Source organism: Archaeoglobus fulgidus DSM 4304, assembly GCF_000008665.1.
GTDB classification, from domain to species: Archaea; Halobacteriota; Archaeoglobi; order Archaeoglobales; family Archaeoglobaceae; genus Archaeoglobus; species Archaeoglobus fulgidus.
Map to the genome: position 1 here is coordinate 1,696,626 of NC_000917.1, position 17,736 is coordinate 1,714,361.

Annotated in this window: 17 protein-coding genes; 13 read left to right on the forward strand and 4 right to left on the reverse strand. The window is 49.5% G+C overall.

Features of this window, described 5'->3' with window-relative positions; genetic code table 11:
- Nucleotides 1-30 precede the first annotated feature (30 nt).
- The 11 genes from AF_RS09475 to AF_RS09525 are packed head-to-tail and all read left to right on the forward strand — an operon-like array spanning nucleotide 31 to nucleotide 12,330.
- Nucleotides 31-1,569, forward strand: a complete 1,539-nt coding sequence (locus tag AF_RS09475) for a DNA-directed RNA polymerase subunit B'' (protein ID WP_010879379.1) — start codon at nucleotides 31-33, stop codon at nucleotides 1,567-1,569.
- The gene (rpoB, locus tag AF_RS09480; protein ID WP_010879380.1) at nucleotides 1,570-3,384 is read left to right on the forward strand and encodes a DNA-directed RNA polymerase subunit B; all 1,815 of its coding nucleotides are present in this window, start codon (nucleotides 1,570-1,572) and stop codon (nucleotides 3,382-3,384) included. It begins immediately after the preceding gene.
- 11 nt (nucleotides 3,385-3,395) lie between these two features.
- Nucleotides 3,396-5,999 (forward strand): DNA-directed RNA polymerase subunit A', encoded by a 2,604-nt coding sequence (locus AF_RS09485; RefSeq protein WP_010879381.1) that lies wholly within the window; start codon nucleotides 3,396-3,398, stop codon nucleotides 5,997-5,999.
- Nucleotides 5,996-7,138, forward strand: coding sequence for a DNA-directed RNA polymerase subunit A'' (gene rpoA2 / locus AF_RS09490; protein ID WP_010879382.1), 1,143 nt, complete (start codon nucleotides 5,996-5,998; stop codon nucleotides 7,136-7,138). The genes AF_RS09485 and rpoA2 overlap by 4 nt, the downstream gene beginning before the upstream one ends.
- Entirely contained in the window at nucleotides 7,135-7,395 is a 261-nt protein-coding gene (locus tag AF_RS09495; RefSeq protein ID WP_010879383.1) for a 50S ribosomal protein L30e, read from the forward strand. Before rpoA2 ends, AF_RS09495 begins: the two co-directional genes overlap by 4 nt.
- Nucleotides 7,396-7,410: 15 nt before the next feature.
- On the forward strand, nucleotides 7,411-7,830 hold the full coding sequence (locus tag AF_RS09500; RefSeq protein WP_010879384.1) for a NusA-like transcription termination signal-binding factor: 420 nt from the start codon (nucleotides 7,411-7,413) through the stop codon (nucleotides 7,828-7,830).
- 5 nt (nucleotides 7,831-7,835) lie between these two features.
- Nucleotides 7,836-8,264, forward strand: a complete 429-nt coding sequence (locus tag AF_RS09505; protein ID WP_048064744.1) for a 30S ribosomal protein S12 — start codon at nucleotides 7,836-7,838, stop codon at nucleotides 8,262-8,264.
- 4 nt (nucleotides 8,265-8,268) lie between these two features.
- Nucleotides 8,269-8,853, forward strand: coding sequence for a 30S ribosomal protein S7 (gene rpsG, locus AF_RS09510; RefSeq protein WP_010879386.1), 585 nt, complete (start codon nucleotides 8,269-8,271; stop codon nucleotides 8,851-8,853).
- Nucleotides 8,854-8,858: 5 nt separating this feature from the next.
- Entirely contained in the window at nucleotides 8,859-11,045 is a 2,187-nt protein-coding gene (locus AF_RS09515; RefSeq protein WP_010879387.1) for an elongation factor EF-2, read from the forward strand.
- 16 nt (nucleotides 11,046-11,061) lie between these two features.
- The gene (locus AF_RS09520) at nucleotides 11,062-11,691 is read left to right on the forward strand and encodes a YkgJ family cysteine cluster protein (protein WP_010879388.1); all 630 of its coding nucleotides are present in this window, start codon (nucleotides 11,062-11,064) and stop codon (nucleotides 11,689-11,691) included.
- Nucleotides 11,692-11,724: 33 nt separating this feature from the next.
- The gene (locus AF_RS09525) at nucleotides 11,725-12,330 is read left to right on the forward strand and encodes a flavodoxin family protein (protein WP_010879389.1); all 606 of its coding nucleotides are present in this window, start codon (nucleotides 11,725-11,727) and stop codon (nucleotides 12,328-12,330) included.
- On the opposite strand, the gene AF_RS09530 is transcribed toward AF_RS09525, so the two are convergent.
- The gene (locus AF_RS09530) at nucleotides 12,327-13,394 is read right to left on the reverse strand and encodes a glycosyltransferase (protein WP_010879390.1); all 1,068 of its coding nucleotides are present in this window, start codon (nucleotides 13,392-13,394) and stop codon (nucleotides 12,327-12,329) included. The two genes, AF_RS09525 and AF_RS09530, sit on opposite strands and share 4 nt — an antisense overlap.
- A 74-nt stretch (nucleotides 13,395-13,468) precedes the next feature.
- Here AF_RS09530 and AF_RS09535 point away from each other — a divergent pair, with 74 nt between their 5' ends.
- Together AF_RS09535 and dnaG are read left to right on the forward strand one after the other, a co-directional pair.
- Nucleotides 13,469-13,822: a response regulator gene (locus tag AF_RS09535; RefSeq protein WP_010879391.1), complete on the forward strand. Its 354-nt coding sequence runs from the start codon at nucleotides 13,469-13,471 to the stop codon at nucleotides 13,820-13,822.
- A gap of 42 nt (nucleotides 13,823-13,864) precedes the next feature.
- Nucleotides 13,865-15,064 (forward strand): DNA primase DnaG, encoded by a 1,200-nt coding sequence (dnaG, locus tag AF_RS09540; RefSeq protein WP_010879392.1) that lies wholly within the window; start codon nucleotides 13,865-13,867, stop codon nucleotides 15,062-15,064.
- Here the strand turns inward: dnaG and cmk are convergent.
- Genes cmk through secY form a run of 3 tightly spaced genes read right to left on the reverse strand, consistent with a single transcriptional unit; the run spans nucleotide 15,045 to nucleotide 17,732 of the window.
- Entirely contained in the window at nucleotides 15,045-15,587 is a 543-nt protein-coding gene (cmk, locus tag AF_RS09545; protein WP_010879393.1) for a (d)CMP kinase, read from the reverse strand. The two genes, dnaG and cmk, sit on opposite strands and share 20 nt — an antisense overlap.
- A 1-nt stretch (nucleotide 15,588) precedes the next feature.
- Nucleotides 15,589-16,254 carry a DUF106 domain-containing protein gene (locus AF_RS09550; protein WP_010879394.1) on the reverse strand — a complete coding sequence of 222 codons (666 nt, stop codon included), beginning with the start codon at nucleotides 16,252-16,254 and terminating at the stop codon, nucleotides 15,589-15,591.
- A complete protein-coding gene (gene secY, locus AF_RS09555; RefSeq protein WP_010879395.1) occupies nucleotides 16,251-17,732 on the reverse strand; it encodes a preprotein translocase subunit SecY in 1,482 nt (493 codons plus the stop codon). The genes AF_RS09550 and secY overlap by 4 nt, the downstream gene beginning before the upstream one ends.
- Nucleotides 17,733-17,736 lie beyond the last annotated feature (4 nt).

Sequence of the window (17,736 nt, forward strand, 5' to 3'; positions counted from 1 at the left end):
AAATCTGCAAAAAGAGAAAGGTGAGATGACATGCTCGACACTCGTGTTTTGGCTAGGGCGTACTTTACCCATGAAAGATTGGTGAAACATCAGATAGATTCCTTCAACAGGTTCATAGATGAGGGGCTTCAGAGAGTGATTGATGAGCAGGGAGTGATTGAGCTCGACATTCCCGACACTTACGTGGAGCTGGGAAGGATCAAGGTGGGCACGCCCATAATCAAAGAGGCTGAGGGGACGACTATGCCTTTACTTCCAGCAGATGCAAGGCTTAGAAATCTCAACTACGCTGCGCCCATTTACCTTGAGTGCACCGTTTATGATGAGGGCAAACCCCTCGAAACGGAAATTGTGCAAATCGGAATGCTTCCGGTAATGGTAAAGTCCAAAATCTGCAACCTCAATCCCTCTTTTATCGACGCTGTTCTCGAAAGGGCGAGAAAGGTGAACAACCTCCAGTCCCTCAGTTATGAGGAAAAGCTCTGCATTGCAGGTGAAGACCCCTATGACCCCGGTGGTTACTTCATAATTAACGGAACGGAAAGGGCTCTCGTAACACTCGAAGACCTCTCCCCGAACAAGATTCTGCTTGAAAGGGAGGAGAAGTACGGTGAAATGGTAGAGCTGGCAAAGTGCTTCTCTCAGAGGGCGGGCTACAGAGCGCTTATTGTGGTAGAAAGGGGGAGAAACAACATCTTGGAGGTTACTTTCCCCCAGCTCCCCAAGCCAATTAAGTTCGTCACGCTGATGAGGGCCCTTGGAGTTGAAACCGACCAGGAAATCGTGGAGATGGTGAGCACCAACCCCGAAATAATGAAGTACATGCTCCAGAACATCGAGGACTCGGATGTTGGTAGCCAGGAAGAGGCGATAGAGTACATAGGGAAGAGGGTTGCTCCGGGTCAGAGCAGAGAGTACAGGTATCAGAGGGCCGAGCAGGTTCTCGACCAGTACTTCCTCCCCCACCTTGGGACGGACAAGGAATCGAGGAGGGCAAAGGCCTTCTTCCTCGCAAGGATGGCTGAAGCCGTTTTCGAGCTTTACCTCGGCTACAAGAGAGAAGATGACAAAGACCACTACGCCAACAAGAGGTTGAAGCTTGCAGGAGACCTCATGGAGGAGATTTTCAGAGTTGCTTTTCTGAGGCTGATTAAAGACGTGAAGTACCAGCTTGAGAGGGCGAAGATCAGAGGAAGGCCGTTGAAGATGTCAACAGCCGTGAGAAGCGACGTTCTGACGGACAGACTCATGCACCCGATGGCAACCGGAAACTGGGTTGGTGGCAGGACGGGTGTTTCGCAGCTAATCGACAGACACAACTACATTTCCGTCATCTCCCACCTGAGAAGAGTCGTATCCCCTCTCTCAAGGTCCCAGCCCCACTTCGAGGCAAGAGACCTCCACCCCACGCAGTGGGGCAGGATATGCCCAAGTGAGACTCCCGAAGGCCCCAACTGTGGTCTCGTCAAGAACTTCGCCGAATACGCTGAAGTAAGCGTTGGAACGGATGAGAACGAGATAAAGAAGGTTGTTTTCAGGCTTGGTGTCGAGCCGATAAGGGGTGAGTGAATGAGGAAGTGTAGGGTTTACATCAACGGTGCCCTTGTAGGATTTCACGATAATGGGGAGGAGCTTGCAAATAAAATCCGAGAGCTGAGAAGAAAGGGCAGAATTTCCAATCAGGTTAATGTTGTTTACTATCCCGACTCAAACGAGGTGAGAATAAACACAGATGCAGGAAGGGCAAGGAGGCCGCTGATTGTTGTCAAAGACGGTAAGCCCCTCGTAACGCCGGAGCACATCGAAAAAATCAAGAAGGGGGAGCTGACGATTGAGGACCTTGTCAGGCAGGGGCTGATTGAGTACCTTGACGCTGAAGAGGAGGAGAACGCGTACGTTGCCGTTTACGAGCATGAGCTCACTCCTGAGCACACCCACCTGGAGCTCGACCCCTCGCTTATCGTTGGAATCTGTACCGGCAGCATTCCATATGCGGAGCACAACGCATCTCCGAGAAACACGATGGGAGCGGCTATGATAAAGCAGAGCCTCGGAATTCCGTACTCCAACCTCGCGTGGAGAACGGATACAAGAGGGCACCTGATGCAGCACCCGCAGGTTCCCATCGTCACAACAGACACGCAGGTAGAGATAAAATTTGATGAAAGACCTGCGGGGCAGAATTTCGTTGTGGCAGTTCTCAGCTACGAAGGTTACAACATCGAAGATGCACTCATAATGAACAAGGGAAGCGTTGAGAGAGGCCTTGGAAGGAGCTTCTTCTACAGAACTTACGAATCTGAGGAAATGAGATATCCCGGTGGTCAGGAGGACAAGTTTGAAATACCCGGAGCTGATATTTCAGGCTTCAGGGGTGCAGAAGCTTACGCGCATCTTGATGAGGATGGACTAATCTTCCCCGAAACTGAAGTAGGGCCTGATGACGTGCTCATAGGCAGAACCTCCCCTCCGAGATTCCTTGAAGAGCCGACGGAGCTTGGGATTTCCCCGCAGAAGAGAAGAGAGACGTCTGTAACCATGAGAAGTAACGAAAAGGGTGTTGTTGACGCCGTTTTCCTGATGCAGTCAGAAGGCGGCTCAAAGCTCGCCAAGGTAAGGGTTAGAGATTTGAGAATTCCGGAGCTTGGTGATAAGTTCGCATCAAGACACGGTCAGAAGGGAGTTGTTGGGCTGCTGGTTCCTGAGGAGGACATGCCCTTCACCGAGTCAGGAATCGTTCCCGACTTGATAATCAACCCCCACGCCATCCCCTCAAGGATGACAGTCGGACACGTTCTAGAGATGATTGGAGGGAAGGTCGGCAGCCTCGAGGGAAGAAGGGTTGACGGCTCACTCTTCCACGGTGAGAGTGAGGAGGATTTGAGGGCAACGCTCAAAAAATACGGTTTCAGCCACACAGGCAAGGAAGTCATGTACGACGGAATTACTGGCAGAAGATACCTCGTGGATATTTTCGTTGGAGTCATCTACTACCAGAAGCTCTACCACATGGTCTCGAGCAAGATTCACGCAAGAAGCCGCGGGCCGGTGCAGGTTCTCACGAGGCAGCCAACCGAGGGGAGGGCGAGAAAGGGAGGTCTCAGGTTCGGAGAGATGGAGAGGGATGTTTTAATCGGACACGGCGCGGCTCTGTTGCTAAAAGATAGGCTCCTTGAGGAGTCCGACAAAGTAGAGGTGTGGGTCTGCGGAAACTGCGGGCATGTGGCAACCTATGACTACAGAAGAAACACAGCCTACTGCCATATTTGCGATGATGAGAGCAACATCCACAAGGTTGAGATGAGCTACGCCTTCAAGCTCCTTCTGGATGAGCTGAAGTCAATGATGATCGCTCCGAGAATAATTCTCGGAGATAAGGCATGAGGTGAAATGAGATGGTACCGAAGAGGATTTCAGCCATTAAATTTGAGGTTCTCTCCCCCCAAGAGATAAGAAGAATGAGTGTGGTTAAAATCATCACTCCCGAAACGTACGATGATGATGGCTTTCCCATAGACGGCGGGCTAATGGACACAAGGCTGGGTGTCATCGACCCTGGCCTGAGATGCAAGACCTGCGGAGGAAAGGCAGGAGAGTGTCCTGGGCACTTCGGCCATGTGGAGCTGGCTGCACCCGTCATTCACGTCGGTTACGCGAAGATGATAGCAAGGCTCCTTAATGGGACTTGCAGCGAGTGCGGCAGAATTCTGCTGAAGGATGAGAGGAGAGACAAGTTCATAGCCGAAATTGAGAGGAGAAAGGAGCTGAACCAGAGCTACGAAGAAGTCGTGAAAGAGGTGTTCAGGCTTACAAAAGCAGCTAAGAAGTGTCCGCACTGCGGGGCGGAGCAGCTGGAGGTTAAATTCGACAAGCCTACCTTCTTCTACCTCGGAGAGCACAGATTAACACCAAAAGATGTTAGAGAGTGGCTGGAAAAAATTCCGGATGATGACTTACCGGCTTTCGGCATTAATCCAAAGGCAACCCGCCCCGAGTGGTTCGTTTTAACCGTCCTCCCCGTCCCGCCGGTAACGGTAAGGCCTTCTATTATCCTTGAAACCGGTCAGAGGAGTGAGGACGACTTGACGCACAAGCTCGTTGACATAATCAGAATCAACCAGAGGTTCATGGAAAACAAGGAGGCCGGGGCGCCTCAGCAGATACTCGAAGACCTCTGGGAGCTTCTGCAGTATCACGTCACCACATACATCGACAACGAGGTAAGCGGAATTCCTCCAGCAAGACACCGCAGCGGAAGGCCGCTGAAAACCCTCGCTCAGCGTCTAAAGGGTAAGGAAGGTAGGTTCAGAGGCTCACTCTCAGGAAAGCGTGTTAACTTCTCGGCAAGAACTGTAATCAGCCCGGATCCGTGTCTGAGCATTAACGAAGTTGGTGTGCCGAGGGAAATAGCCGAAGAGCTTACGGTTCCTATCTACGTAACTCCCCAGAACATAGACATGGCGAGGGAGTTTGTTCTGAGAAGCGAGCATCCGAAAGCGAACTACATAGTTAGGCCTGACGGAAGAAGAATCAGAGTTATAGAATCGAACAAGGAGGAGCTTGCCGAAAAGCTTGAACCGGGATGGATTGTAGAGAGGCAGTTAATGGACGGAGACATCGTGCTGTTCAACAGACAGCCTTCGCTGCACAGAATGAGCATCATGGCCCACTACGTCAGAGTTCTGCCCTACAAGACCTTCAGACTCAATCCAGCAGTTTGCCCGCCTTACAACGCTGACTTTGACGGAGACGAGATGAACCTCCATGTGCCTCAGAGTCTCGAAGCGCAGGCTGAGGCGAAGATTCTTATGGCCGTTCAGGAGCACATTCTTTCCCCGAGATTCGGAGGGCCAATTATTGGTGGAATTCACGACCACATAAGTGGTCTTTACCTGCTTACGAGAGGAGAAAAGAAGTTCACTAGGGAGGAAGCCATGGAGCTTCTGAGAAGCTTGGACATTTCCGAAATTCCTGTTAAAGATGAGTACACCGGAAAGGAGATTTTCAGCTTCATCCTTCCCGACATAACGCTTGAATTCAAGGCAGAAATCTGTCAGGGGTGTGAAGAGTGCAAAGGTGCGGAATGTGAATACGATGCCTACGTGATTATAGAAAACGGCAAGCTGCTCAAGGGAACGATTGACGAAAAGGCTGTTGGGGCATTCAAGGGCATAATAATAGACGAAATTGCCAGAAAGTATGGAAAGGAGATGGCAAAGAAGTTCATAGACGATATGACACAATTGGCGATCAGAATTATCAGCAAGCTCGGTTTCACCGTTGGAATAGACGATGAAGACATACCACCAGAAGCTGCTGAGCAAATCGAGGAGGTCCTCAAGGAAGCTGAGAACGAAGTTAACAGGCTGATAGAGGCGTACAGAAGAGGAGATTTAGAGCCAATGCCCGGAAGAAGCATCGAGGAGACGCTTGAGATGAGAATAATGCAGGTTCTCGGAAGAGCGAGAGACAGGGCGGGTAAAATTGCCCAGAGGCACCTCGGTATGGACAACGCAGCCGTTATCATGGCCGTAAGCGGTGCGAGAGGTTCGATGCTAAACCTAACGCAGATGGCTGCCTGCATCGGACAGCAGTCCGTGAGAGGTGAGAGGATAAGCAGGGGCTACACCTACACCAACAGAACGCTCAGCCACTTCAAGCCCGGAGACCTTGGAGCGGAGGCAAGGGGGTTCGTCAGAAGCAGCTACAAGAAGGGGCTCTCTCCGGTGGAGTTCTTCTTCCACGCTGCAGGTGGAAGAGAGGGTCTTGTTGACACCGCCGTCAGAACATCTCAGTCAGGTTACCTCCAGAGGAGAATGATTAACGCTCTGCAGGACCTGAAGGTCGAATACGATGGAACGGTGAGGGAGCAGACCTCGGGAGCATTGGTGCAGTTCAGATACGGTGAGGACGGAGTCGATCCGATGAGGAGCTTCAGAGGAAAACCGGTTGATGTTAGAAGAATAATCAGGGAAGTGATCGGGGAGGTGAAGAAATGAGCAAGGTTGATTACGACTCAATACTGAAAGATTTTCCTTTCCCTCCTGCCGTTAAAGAGGAGATTAAGGCCGAACTTGAGAAGCATGGGTTGAAAAAGACTGAGGCAAAGAAGGTTGTTGAGAAATGCTTTCAGGCTTATCTTGCTAACCTGATGGAGCCCGGTGAGGCTGCAGGAATTGTTGCAGCTCAGTCGATAGGAGAGCCCGGCACTCAGATGACGATGAGAACCTTCCACTACGCGGGTGTTGCTGAAATCAACGTCACACTCGGTCTTCCGAGACTGATAGAAATTCTTGACGTGCGTAAGAATCCATCAACACCCATGATGACAATCAGGCTTCTACCAGAATACGCAAAGGATAGAGAGAAGGCAAGAGAAGTCGCAAACAGAATTGAGGCCACCTACGTAAAGGACGTAGCCGACATTGAGGTTGACATAAGGAGGTTTACAATCATCGTAAAACCAGACGAGAAGGCTTTGGAGAGAAAGGGACTCACAGTCGAGGATTTGAAGAGCAAAATTGGAAAGGCCCTCAAGACGGAGGTTGAGGAGACGGAGCAGGGCCTTGCGGTGCAGATTACGGAGCCTTCATACAAGGCACTTATGGCCGCCTTTGACAAGCTGAAGGATACGGTGATAATGGGGCTCAAGGAAATTAAAAGGGTCATCATTAGGAAGGAGGAGGACGAATATGTATTATATACTGAGGGCTCCAATTTGAAGAAGATAATGAAGGTTAAGGGTGTGGACTTCACCCGCACAACCACAAATAACATATACGAGATATACGAGGTGCTTGGGATAGAGGCGGCGAGGAACGCCATAATAAGGGAGGCCCTCGACACTCTGGAGGAGCAGGGCCTTGAGGTTGATGTGAGGCACATAATGCTCGTAGCAGATGTCATGACTGCCGACGGAGAGTTGAGGCAGATAGGTAGGCATGGTGTTGCCGGAGAAAAGCAGAGCATATTGGCGAGGGCTGCCTTCGAGATGACGGTCAACAACCTGCTCGATGCCGCCGTTAGAGGAGAGGAGGACCATTTGAGAGGTATAACCGAGAACATAATTGTTGGGCAGCCCATAAAGCTCGGAACGGGAGATGTGGAGCTTGTATTGAAAATGGGGGGTAAGAAATGACGGAAGTTGAGACGATAATAAAGACTGTGTTGAAGACTGGAGGATACAGGTTGGGTAGTAAGAGCACACTGAAATCACTGCGAAATGGAGAGGCAAAAGCAGTCATAGTGGCATCAAACTGTCCAGAGGAAGTGCTTGAAAAAATAAAGAGTTACGACGTCAAAATTCTGGTTTACAACGGAACCAACATGGAGCTTGGTGCTCTCTGCGGAAAGCCGTTCAGCGTTGCAGCCATGGCCATAACAGAAGAGATCTAACTTCGGGGGTTCATCATGGGAGTAAAGCTATCAGCAGACGGTATCAGATATCTCACTCTTTTTGAGAATCTTACAGGAGCGAGCGTCAAGGACTGTCTTGTTTACGATGACAAGGTCGTCTTCGTTGTTAGAAGGGGGCACATGGGTGTTGCGATTGGCAAGGGAGGAATCAACGTCGAGAGAGCGAGAGAGCTCATAGGCAAGCGAATTGAAATTATCGAGCACTCAGAAGACCCAGCAGAGTTTATTGCCAATATTTTTAAACCCATTAAGGTTAATGTCAAATTAATGGAGAAAGAAGGTTCAAAAATAGCAGTAGTGAGTGTCAGTCCAGATTTAAAAGGAATAGTGATTGGAAAAGGAGGTAAAAACATTAATAAAGCCAAAGAACTGGCTAAGAGGCATCACGATATTGAAGACGTGATAGTAAGGTGATGGATATGGGTAGAGGATTATTCGCTGCGAGAAAGCTCATGGAAAACAGGAAGAAGTTCAGGTGGAGCGACAGGAGATTCGTCAGAAGGACTCTTGGTTTAGCTGCCAAAGCAGACCCGCTTGAGGGAGCACCGATGGCGAGGGGAATTGTGCTGGAGAAGATCGGTATCGAGGCGAGACAGCCGAACTCAGCCATCAGGAAGGCTGTCAGAGTGCAGCTAATCAAGAACGGCAGGCAGATTACAGCCTTCTGCCCCGGAGATGGTGCTATCAACTTCATCGACGAGCACGATGAGGTCATTGTGGAGAAAATCGGAGGAAGGATGGGCAGAAGCATGGGAGATATTCCGGGAGTGAGGTACAAGGTTGTCAAGGTGAACAACACCAGCCTCAGGGAGCTTGTGAGGGGCAGGAAAGAGAAGAGGCTGAGGTGAAGGCATGAAATACGGTTTTACAAAGGAGGAGCTGCTGGTTTTTGGCAAGTATGATCCAAGCGAGGTTCAAATCAGCGATCCAGCACTGGAGAGCTACATCTGCCTTGAGCCGAAGTACGTGCCGCACAACCACGGAAGGCATGCCAACGTCCCATTTGCGAAGCAGAAGGTGTTCATTGTCGAGAGGCTGATAAACAAGGTCATGAGGAAGGGCCACAACACGGGGAAGAAGATTCTCGCCTACAACATAGTTAAGGAGGCTTTCGAGATTATTGAGAAGAAGACAAAGAAGAATCCCATTCAGGTTCTCGTTGATGCGATTATCAATGCAGGGCCGAGGGAAGAGGTTGTAAGGCTGAAGTACGGTGGTATTGCCGTTCCCAAGGCCGTTGACACCTCAAGCTCAAGGAGAGTTGATATAGCTCTCAGAAACATTGCAGAGGGTGCGAGGAGGGCTGCATTTAAATCAAAGAGAAGCATCGCTCAGTGTTTGGCGGATGAGATTATTGCTGCCGCAAACAACGAGAGCAGGAGTTTTGCAGTGGCGAAGAAAGAGGAAGTTGAGAGAGTCGCCAAGTCAGCGAGGTGATTTTAATGGCCAGAGCGAAGAAAGTCGACAAGATTAAGGAGTTAATGTGGAAACCGAAGTTCATAAGAAACATTGGAATTGTCGCTCACATCGACCATGGAAAAACAACGTTGAGCGACAACCTTCTTGCCGGAGCCGGAATGATCAGCGAGGAGCTTGCGGGACAGCAGCTCTATCTCGACTTCGATGAGCAGGAGCAGGAGAGGGGAATTACCATAAATGCTGCGAACGTTTCTATGGTTCACGAGTACGAGGGGCAGGACTACCTCATCAACCTCATTGACACTCCCGGACATGTGGACTTCGGAGGAGACGTTACGAGGGCGATGAGAGCTGTTGATGGTGTCATCGTTGTTGTTGATGCTGTTGAGGGTGTAATGCCGCAAACTGAGACAGTTCTTAGGCAGGCTTTGAAGGAGAACGTCAAGCCGGTTCTCTTCGTCAACAAGGTTGACAGGCTTATCAAGGAGCTTGAGCTAACGCCGCAGCAGATGCAGGAGAGGCTTATTAAAGTAATTACTGAAGTCAACAAGCTCATCAAGGCAATGAGGCCCGACAAGTACTCGGAATGGAAGATTGACGTTGCCAACGGAAGCGCAGCTTTCGGCTCAGCGCTCTACAACTGGGCTGTAAGTGTGCCATCTCAGAAGAAGACCGGAATAGGTTTTAAGGAAGTTTACGAGCACATTAAAGAGGGCAAGGTTAAGGAGCTCGCCAAGAAGAGCCCCCTTTATCAGGTTGTCCTCGACATGGTCATAAGGCACCTTCCCTCCCCAATTGAGGCTCAGAAGGAGAGAATAGCCGTTATCTGGAAGGGAGACATTAACAGCGAAGTGGGCAAGGCGATGGTAAACTGCGACCCCAAAGGGCCGGTTGCGTTGATGATTACCAAAATCGTTGTCGAGCCGCAGGCAGGCGAGATTGCGGTTGGGAGGCTTTACAGCGGAACAATAAGGCCGGGAATGGAGCTTTACATAGTCGACAGAAAGGCAAAGAACAGAATCCAGACGGTCGGTCTCTACATGGGGCCGAGGAGGGTTGAGGTTGATGAAATCCCCGCGGGAAACATTGTTGCGGTGATTGGCTTGAAGGATGCTGTTGCAGGTTCAACCTGCACAACGGTTGAAAATCTAACGCCCTTCGAGAGCATCAAGCACTACAGCGAGCCCGTTGTTACGATGGCCATTGAGGCCAAGAACCCGAGGGACCTGCCGAAGCTCATTGAGGTGCTTAGAAAGCTCGCGAAGGAAGACCCAACGCTTCACATCACGCTTAATGAGGAGACGGGAGAGCACCTCATAAGCGGTATGGGAGAGCTTCATCTCGAAGTCAAGGTTGAGAAGATCAGAAGGGACTACAAGCTTGATGTTATCACCTCCCCGCCAATTGTCGTCTTCAGGGAGACTGTTACCGGCACCTCCCCTGTTGTGGAGGGCAAGTCGCCGAACAAGCACAACAGGTTCTACATTGTTGTCGAACCCTTGCCGGAGAAGGTAATTCAGATGTTCAAAGAGGGCGTAGTTGACATGAAAATGGACAAGAAAGAGAGAAGGAGACTTCTCCAAGAAGCTGGACTCACAAGCGAAGAAGCTGCCGGAGCGGAGGAGTACTACGAAGGGAATCTCTTCTGCGACGTCACGAAGGGTATTCAGTACCTCAATGAGACTATGGAGCTGATTCTTGAGGGATTCAGAGAGGCGATGAGAGCGGGGCCAATTGCAAGGGAGCCGTGCATGGGCATAAAGGTAAAGCTGGTTGACTGTAAGCTCCACGAGGATGCTGTTCACAGGGGGCCAGCACAGGTAATTCCAGCGGTGAGGTCGGCAATCTTTGCCGCAATACTGCAGGCAAAGCCAGCGCTACTCGAACCGTACCAGAAGATATTCATTACAGTCCCGCAGGACATGATGGGTGCTGTGACGAGAGAAATCCAGGGTAGAAGAGGCCAGATACTCGAAATGAAAACCGAAGGAGACATGGTAACGATAATCGCAAAGGCACCGGTTAAAGAGATGTTCGGATTTGCCGGGGCTATAAGAGGGGCTACTTCAGGAAAGGCCATCTGGAGCACAGAGCACGCGGGATTCGAACTCGTCCCACAGAACCTCTTCCAGGAATTCGTAATGGAGGTCAGGAAGAGAAAAGGACTGAAACTTGAAATGCCAAAGCCCGAAGATTTTGTTGGGCTCTAATTTTTTCTTTTAACACATGCAGGAACTTGAGCCCGTTGACAGGTTTAACTTTGCCTGTTATCCCGGCATAAAGTGCTTTAACGAGTGCTGTAAGAATCTAAACCTCGCTTTAACACCCTACGACGTTCTCAGAATGGCGAGGGGGCTGAAGATTACAACAACGGAGTTCCTCGAAAAGTACACGTCAAGACATGTGGGGATGGCAACCGGGCTTCCCGTTGTCGTGCTGAGGATGGTGGATGAAAGGTGTCCCTTTGTGACCGAAAGAGGATGCAGCATCTACGCCCATCGCCCCACACCGTGCAGACTCTACCCCCTCGCAAGGGTCAGAGTTGGCGAAGAAATCCAGTACTACCTGCTGAGAGAGGATTTCTGCCTTGGGCATGCGGAAGAAAGAGAGTGGAGCCCGGAAAAGTGGGTTGAGGATCAGGGAGCGATGGAGTACAACAGCATGAACGACCTATTCTTCGAGCTGGTTTCGGCAAAAAACAGATCGGGAAGGACGCTGAGTGAAAGTGAAATCGAAGAAATATACAAAGCCTGCTTCGACGTTGACAGGTTCAAGAGCGAAACGGAGATTGAGGACGACATAGAAGCGCTGAAAGAAGGAATTCGCTACTCCATAGATTTGGTTCTCTCACTTTAAAAAAGGTTAAATACTTCCCTCCTTATTCCCCCTATGAAACTGCTGGCAATAAATGGCAGCCCCAACAAGAGAAACACGCTGTTCTTGCTTGAGGTGATTGCCGAAGAGGTGAAAAAGCTTGGTCATGAGGCAGAGATCATCCACCTGAAAGACTACGAGATTAAGGAGTGCAAGGGCTGCGATGCCTGTTTGAAAGGAGACTGCAGCCAGAAAGATGACATCTACAAGGTGCTTGAGAAGATGCAGGAGGCAGATGCGATAGTTATCGGCACTCCCACGTACTTCGGAAACGTGACGGGAATTGTTAAGAATCTCATCGACAGAAGCAGGATGGCGAGAATGGGGAATTACAGGCTGAGAAACAGAGTTTTTGCTCCCGTTGTAACTTCAGGCCTCAGAAACGGAGGTGCTGAGTACGCGGCGATGAGCCTCATAGTTTACGCACTCGGCCAGGCAATGCTTCCAGTTTCGATAGTTGAAAACCCCATCACGACGGGAACGTTCCCTGTTGGAGTGATTCAGGGAGATGCGGGGTGGAGAAGCGTTAAAAAGGATGAAATTGCGATAAACTCTGCGAAAGCTCTCGCAAAAAGGATTGTGGAGGTTGCTGAAGCAACCAAGAACTTGAGAGAGTCCTAAACCACCCAGTCCTTCAACTCTATTTTTCTTCCCGTAACCCTGGCAACCGCAACCCTTACAAGTGATATAAGGCAAATCACAGTCCACAGCGGTGAGTAAATGAAGTAGTAAATCGGAAGGACTTTCATGTCCACTCTGTAACCGAGCTTTTTCGATGCAAGCAAAATAAGGCCCGACCATGCAACGAAAGACGCCACTCCCGCAACCAAGTTTCTCACGTTCTCCATCTCGTAAACGGCCAGTATAGCTATTGAAGCGAGCTTTGGTGAAATAAGTGCCAGAAAGGGCAAGACAAGGTAAAGAAGCTTTGCAATGTAGTTTTCGGTGAAAAAGAGAGAAATCACCAAACCGAATATCGCAGGGTAGAAGAGCACCAGATACGGCACCCACAAACGAGGTTTGCGAATGATTGCCGAGAGGTTCTCCACAAAAACCTCCGTCCCTCCTACGCTCCACCTTTCCCTCTGCCTGAACCACTCTCCAATGCTCTTTGGGACTGACGTAACGGCCCTTCCGCATACTGCGAATCTGTATCCCCCTAACGCCGCCCTAATGCCGAGTTCCGTGTCCTCATTAACCTTACACCTGAACCCTCCAAGCTCCTCAAAGGCCCTTCTTTTTATCAAAAACGCCGCACCGTTAACCCCAAGACAAGAGCCGAATTTTGAGGCGAGCTTGGCACACATCGCCATAACAAGATAGTCCACAGCAACGAGCTTTTCAAGCAACCCTTTTCCCTCGACCTCTTTAACAACTTCAACAACATCGGCACCGTTAAGACCCGTGAGATTCTTGATTATGGTATCCGAATCCAGAAAAAGCAGCTCTTCACCATCGGCAATCCTTGCAGCATCGTTCAGCGCTCTCCACTTTCCTCTCCTCCTTTCGCTCACCGTAGCTCTGAGGCTGTACTTTTCAATTATCTCCCTAACGCTCTCCTCCGGCTCATCGGCGGCGACAATTACATCAAACCCCTCCTTCTGCAGCAGCCTCACGTTCTCCTCCAGAAACGCGGCATTCTTGTACACTGCAATCACTGCTGTTTTCATCTGAAGGTCGAGCATTGCCTCGCCACAAAAAGGTATCGGAATGACTAAGTTTTTAAATTGCCAAGTCTAATTTTTACAGGTGTCAGGAAATGATCAAAGTGATGGTCGTCGATGATGAAATTGCAATGAGGGAAATTCTCAAAATAATGCTTAAAGATTACAAGGTCATCGAGGCCTCGAACGGAAGGGAGGCGGTTGAGCTGTACAGGGAGGAGCGGCCGGACATCGTTCTCATGGACGTCATGATGCCCCTGATGAATGGAATTGAGGCCACATCGGAAATCAAGAAAATAGACCCTGATGCAAAAATAGTCGCGATAACGGCCTACGCAAGCTCCAAAGGGGAGAAGGTAATTGAAGCCGGGGCGGATTACATTCTCAAAAAACCCTTCACCAGAAAGGAGGTGGTGGAGCTTATTAAGAGAATTCTCAACTCGTCCTAATCTGCAATAACTATTTATAAAGCGAGTTAGAATTTTATTTGAATGTCATCTGACATGGAAGGAGGTATGATAACCATGAAAGCTAACGACACTACAAAATACTTAATTCATGCTGAAATAGAAGCAGAAGGTGTTGTTGAACGTCCTGACGTAGTTGGGGCTATATTCGGTCAAACTGAGGGACTGCTGGGTGGTGACCTGGACCTGAGAGAACTGCAGAAAACTGGGAGAATAGGGAGGATAGAGGTTAAGATAGAGAGCAAGGGAGGCAGGAGCTTTGGAGAAATCAAGGTTCCATCGAGCCTCGATAAGGTGGAAACGGCTATCCTAGCTGCAGCGCTTGAAACGATCGAGAGAGTTGGGCCATGCTCTGCAAAGATTAAAGTTCTGAAAATTGAGGACGTGAGGGCGAGCAAGAGGAAGAGAATCGTTGAGAGGGCCATGAACATTCTCAGAGAGCACTTCGAAGAGCCGGAGATTGAGTCTGAGAGGATAGTGGAAATCGTAAGGCAGGCTATAAGGGCTGACGAGATTGTCGAATACGGCGAGGAAAAGCTGCCAGCAGGGCCAGCGATTGATGAGTCTGATGCAATAATAGTCGTCGAGGGCAGGGCTGACGTGCTGAACCTGCTGAAGCACGGAATCAAGAACGTTATTGCTGTCGAGGGAACGAATATACCTAAAACGATAGTTGAGCTCAGCAAGAAGAAGACCGTTACAGCGTTTCTTGATGGTGACAGGGGAGGAGATTTGATTTTAAAGGAATTGCTGCAAGTTGCTGAGGTTGACTACGTGGCAAGGGCACCTGAAGGGAAAGAAGTGGAGGATTTGACGCAGAAGGAAATCCTGAAGTCCCTTAGGAACAAAGTTCCGGTTGAGCAGCTTCACGTGCTGAAGAAGGAGGCAAAGGAGGGCAGGGAAAGGGAGAAACTAGCGGAAATGCCCAAGGACAGCATCTCCGACGTGCTCAGGAAGCACACAGAGTCCGTGAAGGGCAGACTGACTGCAAGAGTCCTCGACAGGAACTTGAACGTCATAAAGGAGGTTCCGGTGAGGGACCTTGTAAAGATCCTGAAGACCAACAACATGAAGGGCAGTGCGATCGTCTTTGACGGCATTATAACACAGAGACTCATCGATCTCGCCGCGAAAAAAGAGTTTGACTACATCGTCGGAGTTAGGCTAGGAAGTGTTGTTAAGGTCCCCACATCACTCAGAGTTATTACTTTTGATCAACTTTAATTTTTTTAACCTCTACCGCTTTAAGTATTATTTCCACTACTCCTTCAGCATCAAAGCTTCCCGAATTTATTATAAGATCGTAAATCGTCCAGTTGTCGATGTCGATGCTGTAAAACTTCCAGTACCTCCTCTTTTCAAATTCCTCCCTGAGCCTCGTCTCCTGCCTCACTACGGTTAGGTCCTTTCCCTCTCTCTTTGCTATTCTCGAGTACCTTACCTCGGGGTCGGCAAAAATCCAAACCTTGAGGTCGGCGTTTTTAACAAACCAGCCGGAAAGTCTGCCCTCGACCACAACGTTCTTCTCCTTCTCCGCCATCTCCTTCTGAGTCTGATCGATTAAGCGGTCTATCTCCGGGTTCTCCTCCGCGTACTGGCTGAACTCCTCAACAGTCATTCCTTTCTTGGCCGCAAGCTGTCTGAAAACATCTCCTGCAGAAATAAGCTTTAAGCCAAGCTTTTCGGCAACAATTTTTGCAACAGTCGTAGTACCACTCCCAGGAGGTCCGGAAATGGTTATTTTCATACTACACCCCTACCCTCAGAACTTTCTTTATTATCTGACCGAAGGTTATGGAGCACAGCAGATACCAGAAAAGCCACCATGGGAAAATCAGAACGGGGGTTACGACGTGTATCTGCCCCGCAAAAGGTGCCACAACAGTGTAAAGCTCCGGTTTTAGAGTTTGCAGGAAAACCTCGGGCAACTCTGATGTCAGATTTCCGTAATTTGTTGCTCCCGTCACAAGCTCGTAGCTGGCAGAGGCTTTCTCCCATAGCCACGCAAAAATGGGAATCGTGACTACAAAGGTGTAGAACATCGGCTTGAACTGCATTGACATCATCTCGCTCTGAATCTGCTGGATTTCGTTCTTTTTCTGCTCAAGCTGCTTCAGCTTGAATTTGTTGTTCTGCTTTGTTGCCTCTATGTACTCTTTCTGATACTCGCGCAGAATTTTCTGTATCTCCTTCATTCTCTTGTAATCGATAGTAAACTTCTGAATGAGATTTGAGTAAATTCCAGTGAGGATTGACATGATCAAGATAACAACGTGGAAGGGATAAGGAGAGAGAAAAAACAGAACGGACTCTACAATCTGTCCAAGCTCCAGCCTGAACTCCCTGCTGAAGAGTATGCCAATGAAAAATAAAGCTCCAAGAACCATTATGAACCTTGAAATTACCGCCTTCATGCTTCTTCACCGAGCATCCTTCTGATGAGCGGATGCATCTCAGTGAGCTGTTCCTTGGCCAGATCCTCGTAGAATCTGTAGGCAATGCTCACAGCAAGTAAAAGTCCTGTTCCACTCACATTACCAATTGTTCCAAGCATGTTGGCTACAAGCGTCAGAATGCCAATTATCGCACCACCAAGGATTGTAACCTTCGGGATGTACCTCGAAAGCACTCTCTCAAGGACCTGTGGGGACTTCCTGAAGCCCGGAACCTGCATTCCAGACTTGGCAATCTGAGATGCTACAGTCCTTGCATCCATTCCGCTCGTCTCAACCCAGAACCATGCAAAGATTATACCGCCAACAACCAAAATAAGGGCGTCAATCAGCAAATGAAGGTAAATCATCCAGTCCGGAATTGCCGCAAAGGCTGCTCCCTGTGATTTAACGAGCGAGGGGATCCAGTCGTAGGGGCTGCTGACGGGTTGGAGGAAGAACATCAGACCGCTTACTGCCTTTCCGTTAACAAACTCTCCGAAAATCGTCACTCCCCTCGCGTGAAGAACCTGACCTAAGGCCACGACGTTGGCCTGCAGTGCTCTAACGAAAATCATTGGCAAAACGCTGGCGTAAATGAGCTTTATTGGAAATCTACCCCTCGCACCTCTTGCAACTGCATGAGCCAGAGGAATTTCAACCCTCGTTCCCTCAAAGAAGACAACAAGCAGGATTATTGCAGCAGTGGTAATCAGAGCAAGAATGCCACCCTGGATCAGCAGGAAAGCCAGCCCGCTCCCTGTGAAAAGCTGGTCGAGCGGATAGTTCTGGGCTATCCAGATCCACCTTGGGATTATACCTGCTGGCATTGCTGAGTTCGGTGGAATGACCCAGTTGAATAGGCCAACCACAATGGACTGAGCGATTCCAGCGAGGATGAAGAGCGAGACACCGCTGCCAATGCCCCACTTTGAAACAACCTCATCCATATATACTATCAAAACTCCACCGATGAAGAGCTGAATGAATATGAGGAATGAAATTATGCCCGGAGAGACGCCAAGCTGGGCTGCAAGGTTTAAATCGGGCTTTAAAAGCCCTCCGGCAATCTGCGGTATAGCTTCAACTGCAATCATCACAAAAACAAGGAAGCGCTGGAAGTCCTGATAAGCTGCCCTGTCTTCTGGATTTGTCAAATCAAGTTTTATTATGCCGGCACCAACCAGCAGCTGAAGGATGATTGAGGCAGTAACAATCGGCCCTATACCGAGGGCAATTATTGAGCCCGTAGAACCAGCAAAAAGGGCTCTGTAGGCAGCAAATATATCTATTGACTCAGGAGAGAGGCCAAAAACGGGAACATTGGACAGGATAAAGTAGAGAAGGAGTATTGCCGCAGTCCATCCAAATTTCTCCCTGAAGTGGACATGTCCCTTTGGCCTCTCTACACTGGGTATGCGCTCAAAATAAGGTTGTAAGGCTCTTATCACGGAGTCCAATTCG

What these genes read in the sequence shown, in the direction of transcription:
- AF_RS09535 (WP_010879391.1), top strand. Translation starts at nt 13,469, where the DNA reads ATGATCAAAGTGATGGTCGTCGATGATGAAATTGCAATGAGGGAAATT.
- AF_RS09505 (WP_048064744.1), top strand. Translation starts at nt 7,836, where the DNA reads ATGGGTAGAGGATTATTCGCTGCGAGAAAGCTCATGGAAAACAGGAAG.
- AF_RS09485 (WP_010879381.1), top strand. Translation starts at nt 3,396, where the DNA reads ATGGTACCGAAGAGGATTTCAGCCATTAAATTTGAGGTTCTCTCCCCC.
- AF_RS09530 (WP_010879390.1), bottom strand. Translation starts at nt 13,394, where the DNA reads ATGCTCGACCTTCAGATGAAAACAGCAGTGATTGCAGTGTACAAGAAT.
- AF_RS09495 (WP_010879383.1), top strand. Translation starts at nt 7,135, where the DNA reads ATGACGGAAGTTGAGACGATAATAAAGACTGTGTTGAAGACTGGAGGA.
- cmk (WP_010879393.1), bottom strand. Translation starts at nt 15,587, where the DNA reads ATGAAAATAACCATTTCCGGACCTCCTGGGAGTGGTACTACGACTGTT.
- AF_RS09475 (WP_010879379.1), top strand. Translation starts at nt 31, where the DNA reads ATGCTCGACACTCGTGTTTTGGCTAGGGCGTACTTTACCCATGAAAGA.
- rpoB (WP_010879380.1), top strand. Translation starts at nt 1,570, where the DNA reads ATGAGGAAGTGTAGGGTTTACATCAACGGTGCCCTTGTAGGATTTCAC.
- AF_RS09500 (WP_010879384.1), top strand. Translation starts at nt 7,411, where the DNA reads ATGGGAGTAAAGCTATCAGCAGACGGTATCAGATATCTCACTCTTTTT.
- rpsG (WP_010879386.1), top strand. Translation starts at nt 8,269, where the DNA reads ATGAAATACGGTTTTACAAAGGAGGAGCTGCTGGTTTTTGGCAAGTAT.
- rpoA2 (WP_010879382.1), top strand. Translation starts at nt 5,996, where the DNA reads ATGAGCAAGGTTGATTACGACTCAATACTGAAAGATTTTCCTTTCCCT.
- AF_RS09515 (WP_010879387.1), top strand. Translation starts at nt 8,859, where the DNA reads ATGGCCAGAGCGAAGAAAGTCGACAAGATTAAGGAGTTAATGTGGAAA.
- AF_RS09550 (WP_010879394.1), bottom strand. Translation starts at nt 16,254, where the DNA reads ATGAAGGCGGTAATTTCAAGGTTCATAATGGTTCTTGGAGCTTTATTT.
- dnaG (WP_010879392.1), top strand. Translation starts at nt 13,865, where the DNA reads ATGTCATCTGACATGGAAGGAGGTATGATAACCATGAAAGCTAACGAC.
- AF_RS09520 (WP_010879388.1), top strand. Translation starts at nt 11,062, where the DNA reads ATGCAGGAACTTGAGCCCGTTGACAGGTTTAACTTTGCCTGTTATCCC.
- AF_RS09525 (WP_010879389.1), top strand. Translation starts at nt 11,725, where the DNA reads ATGAAACTGCTGGCAATAAATGGCAGCCCCAACAAGAGAAACACGCTG.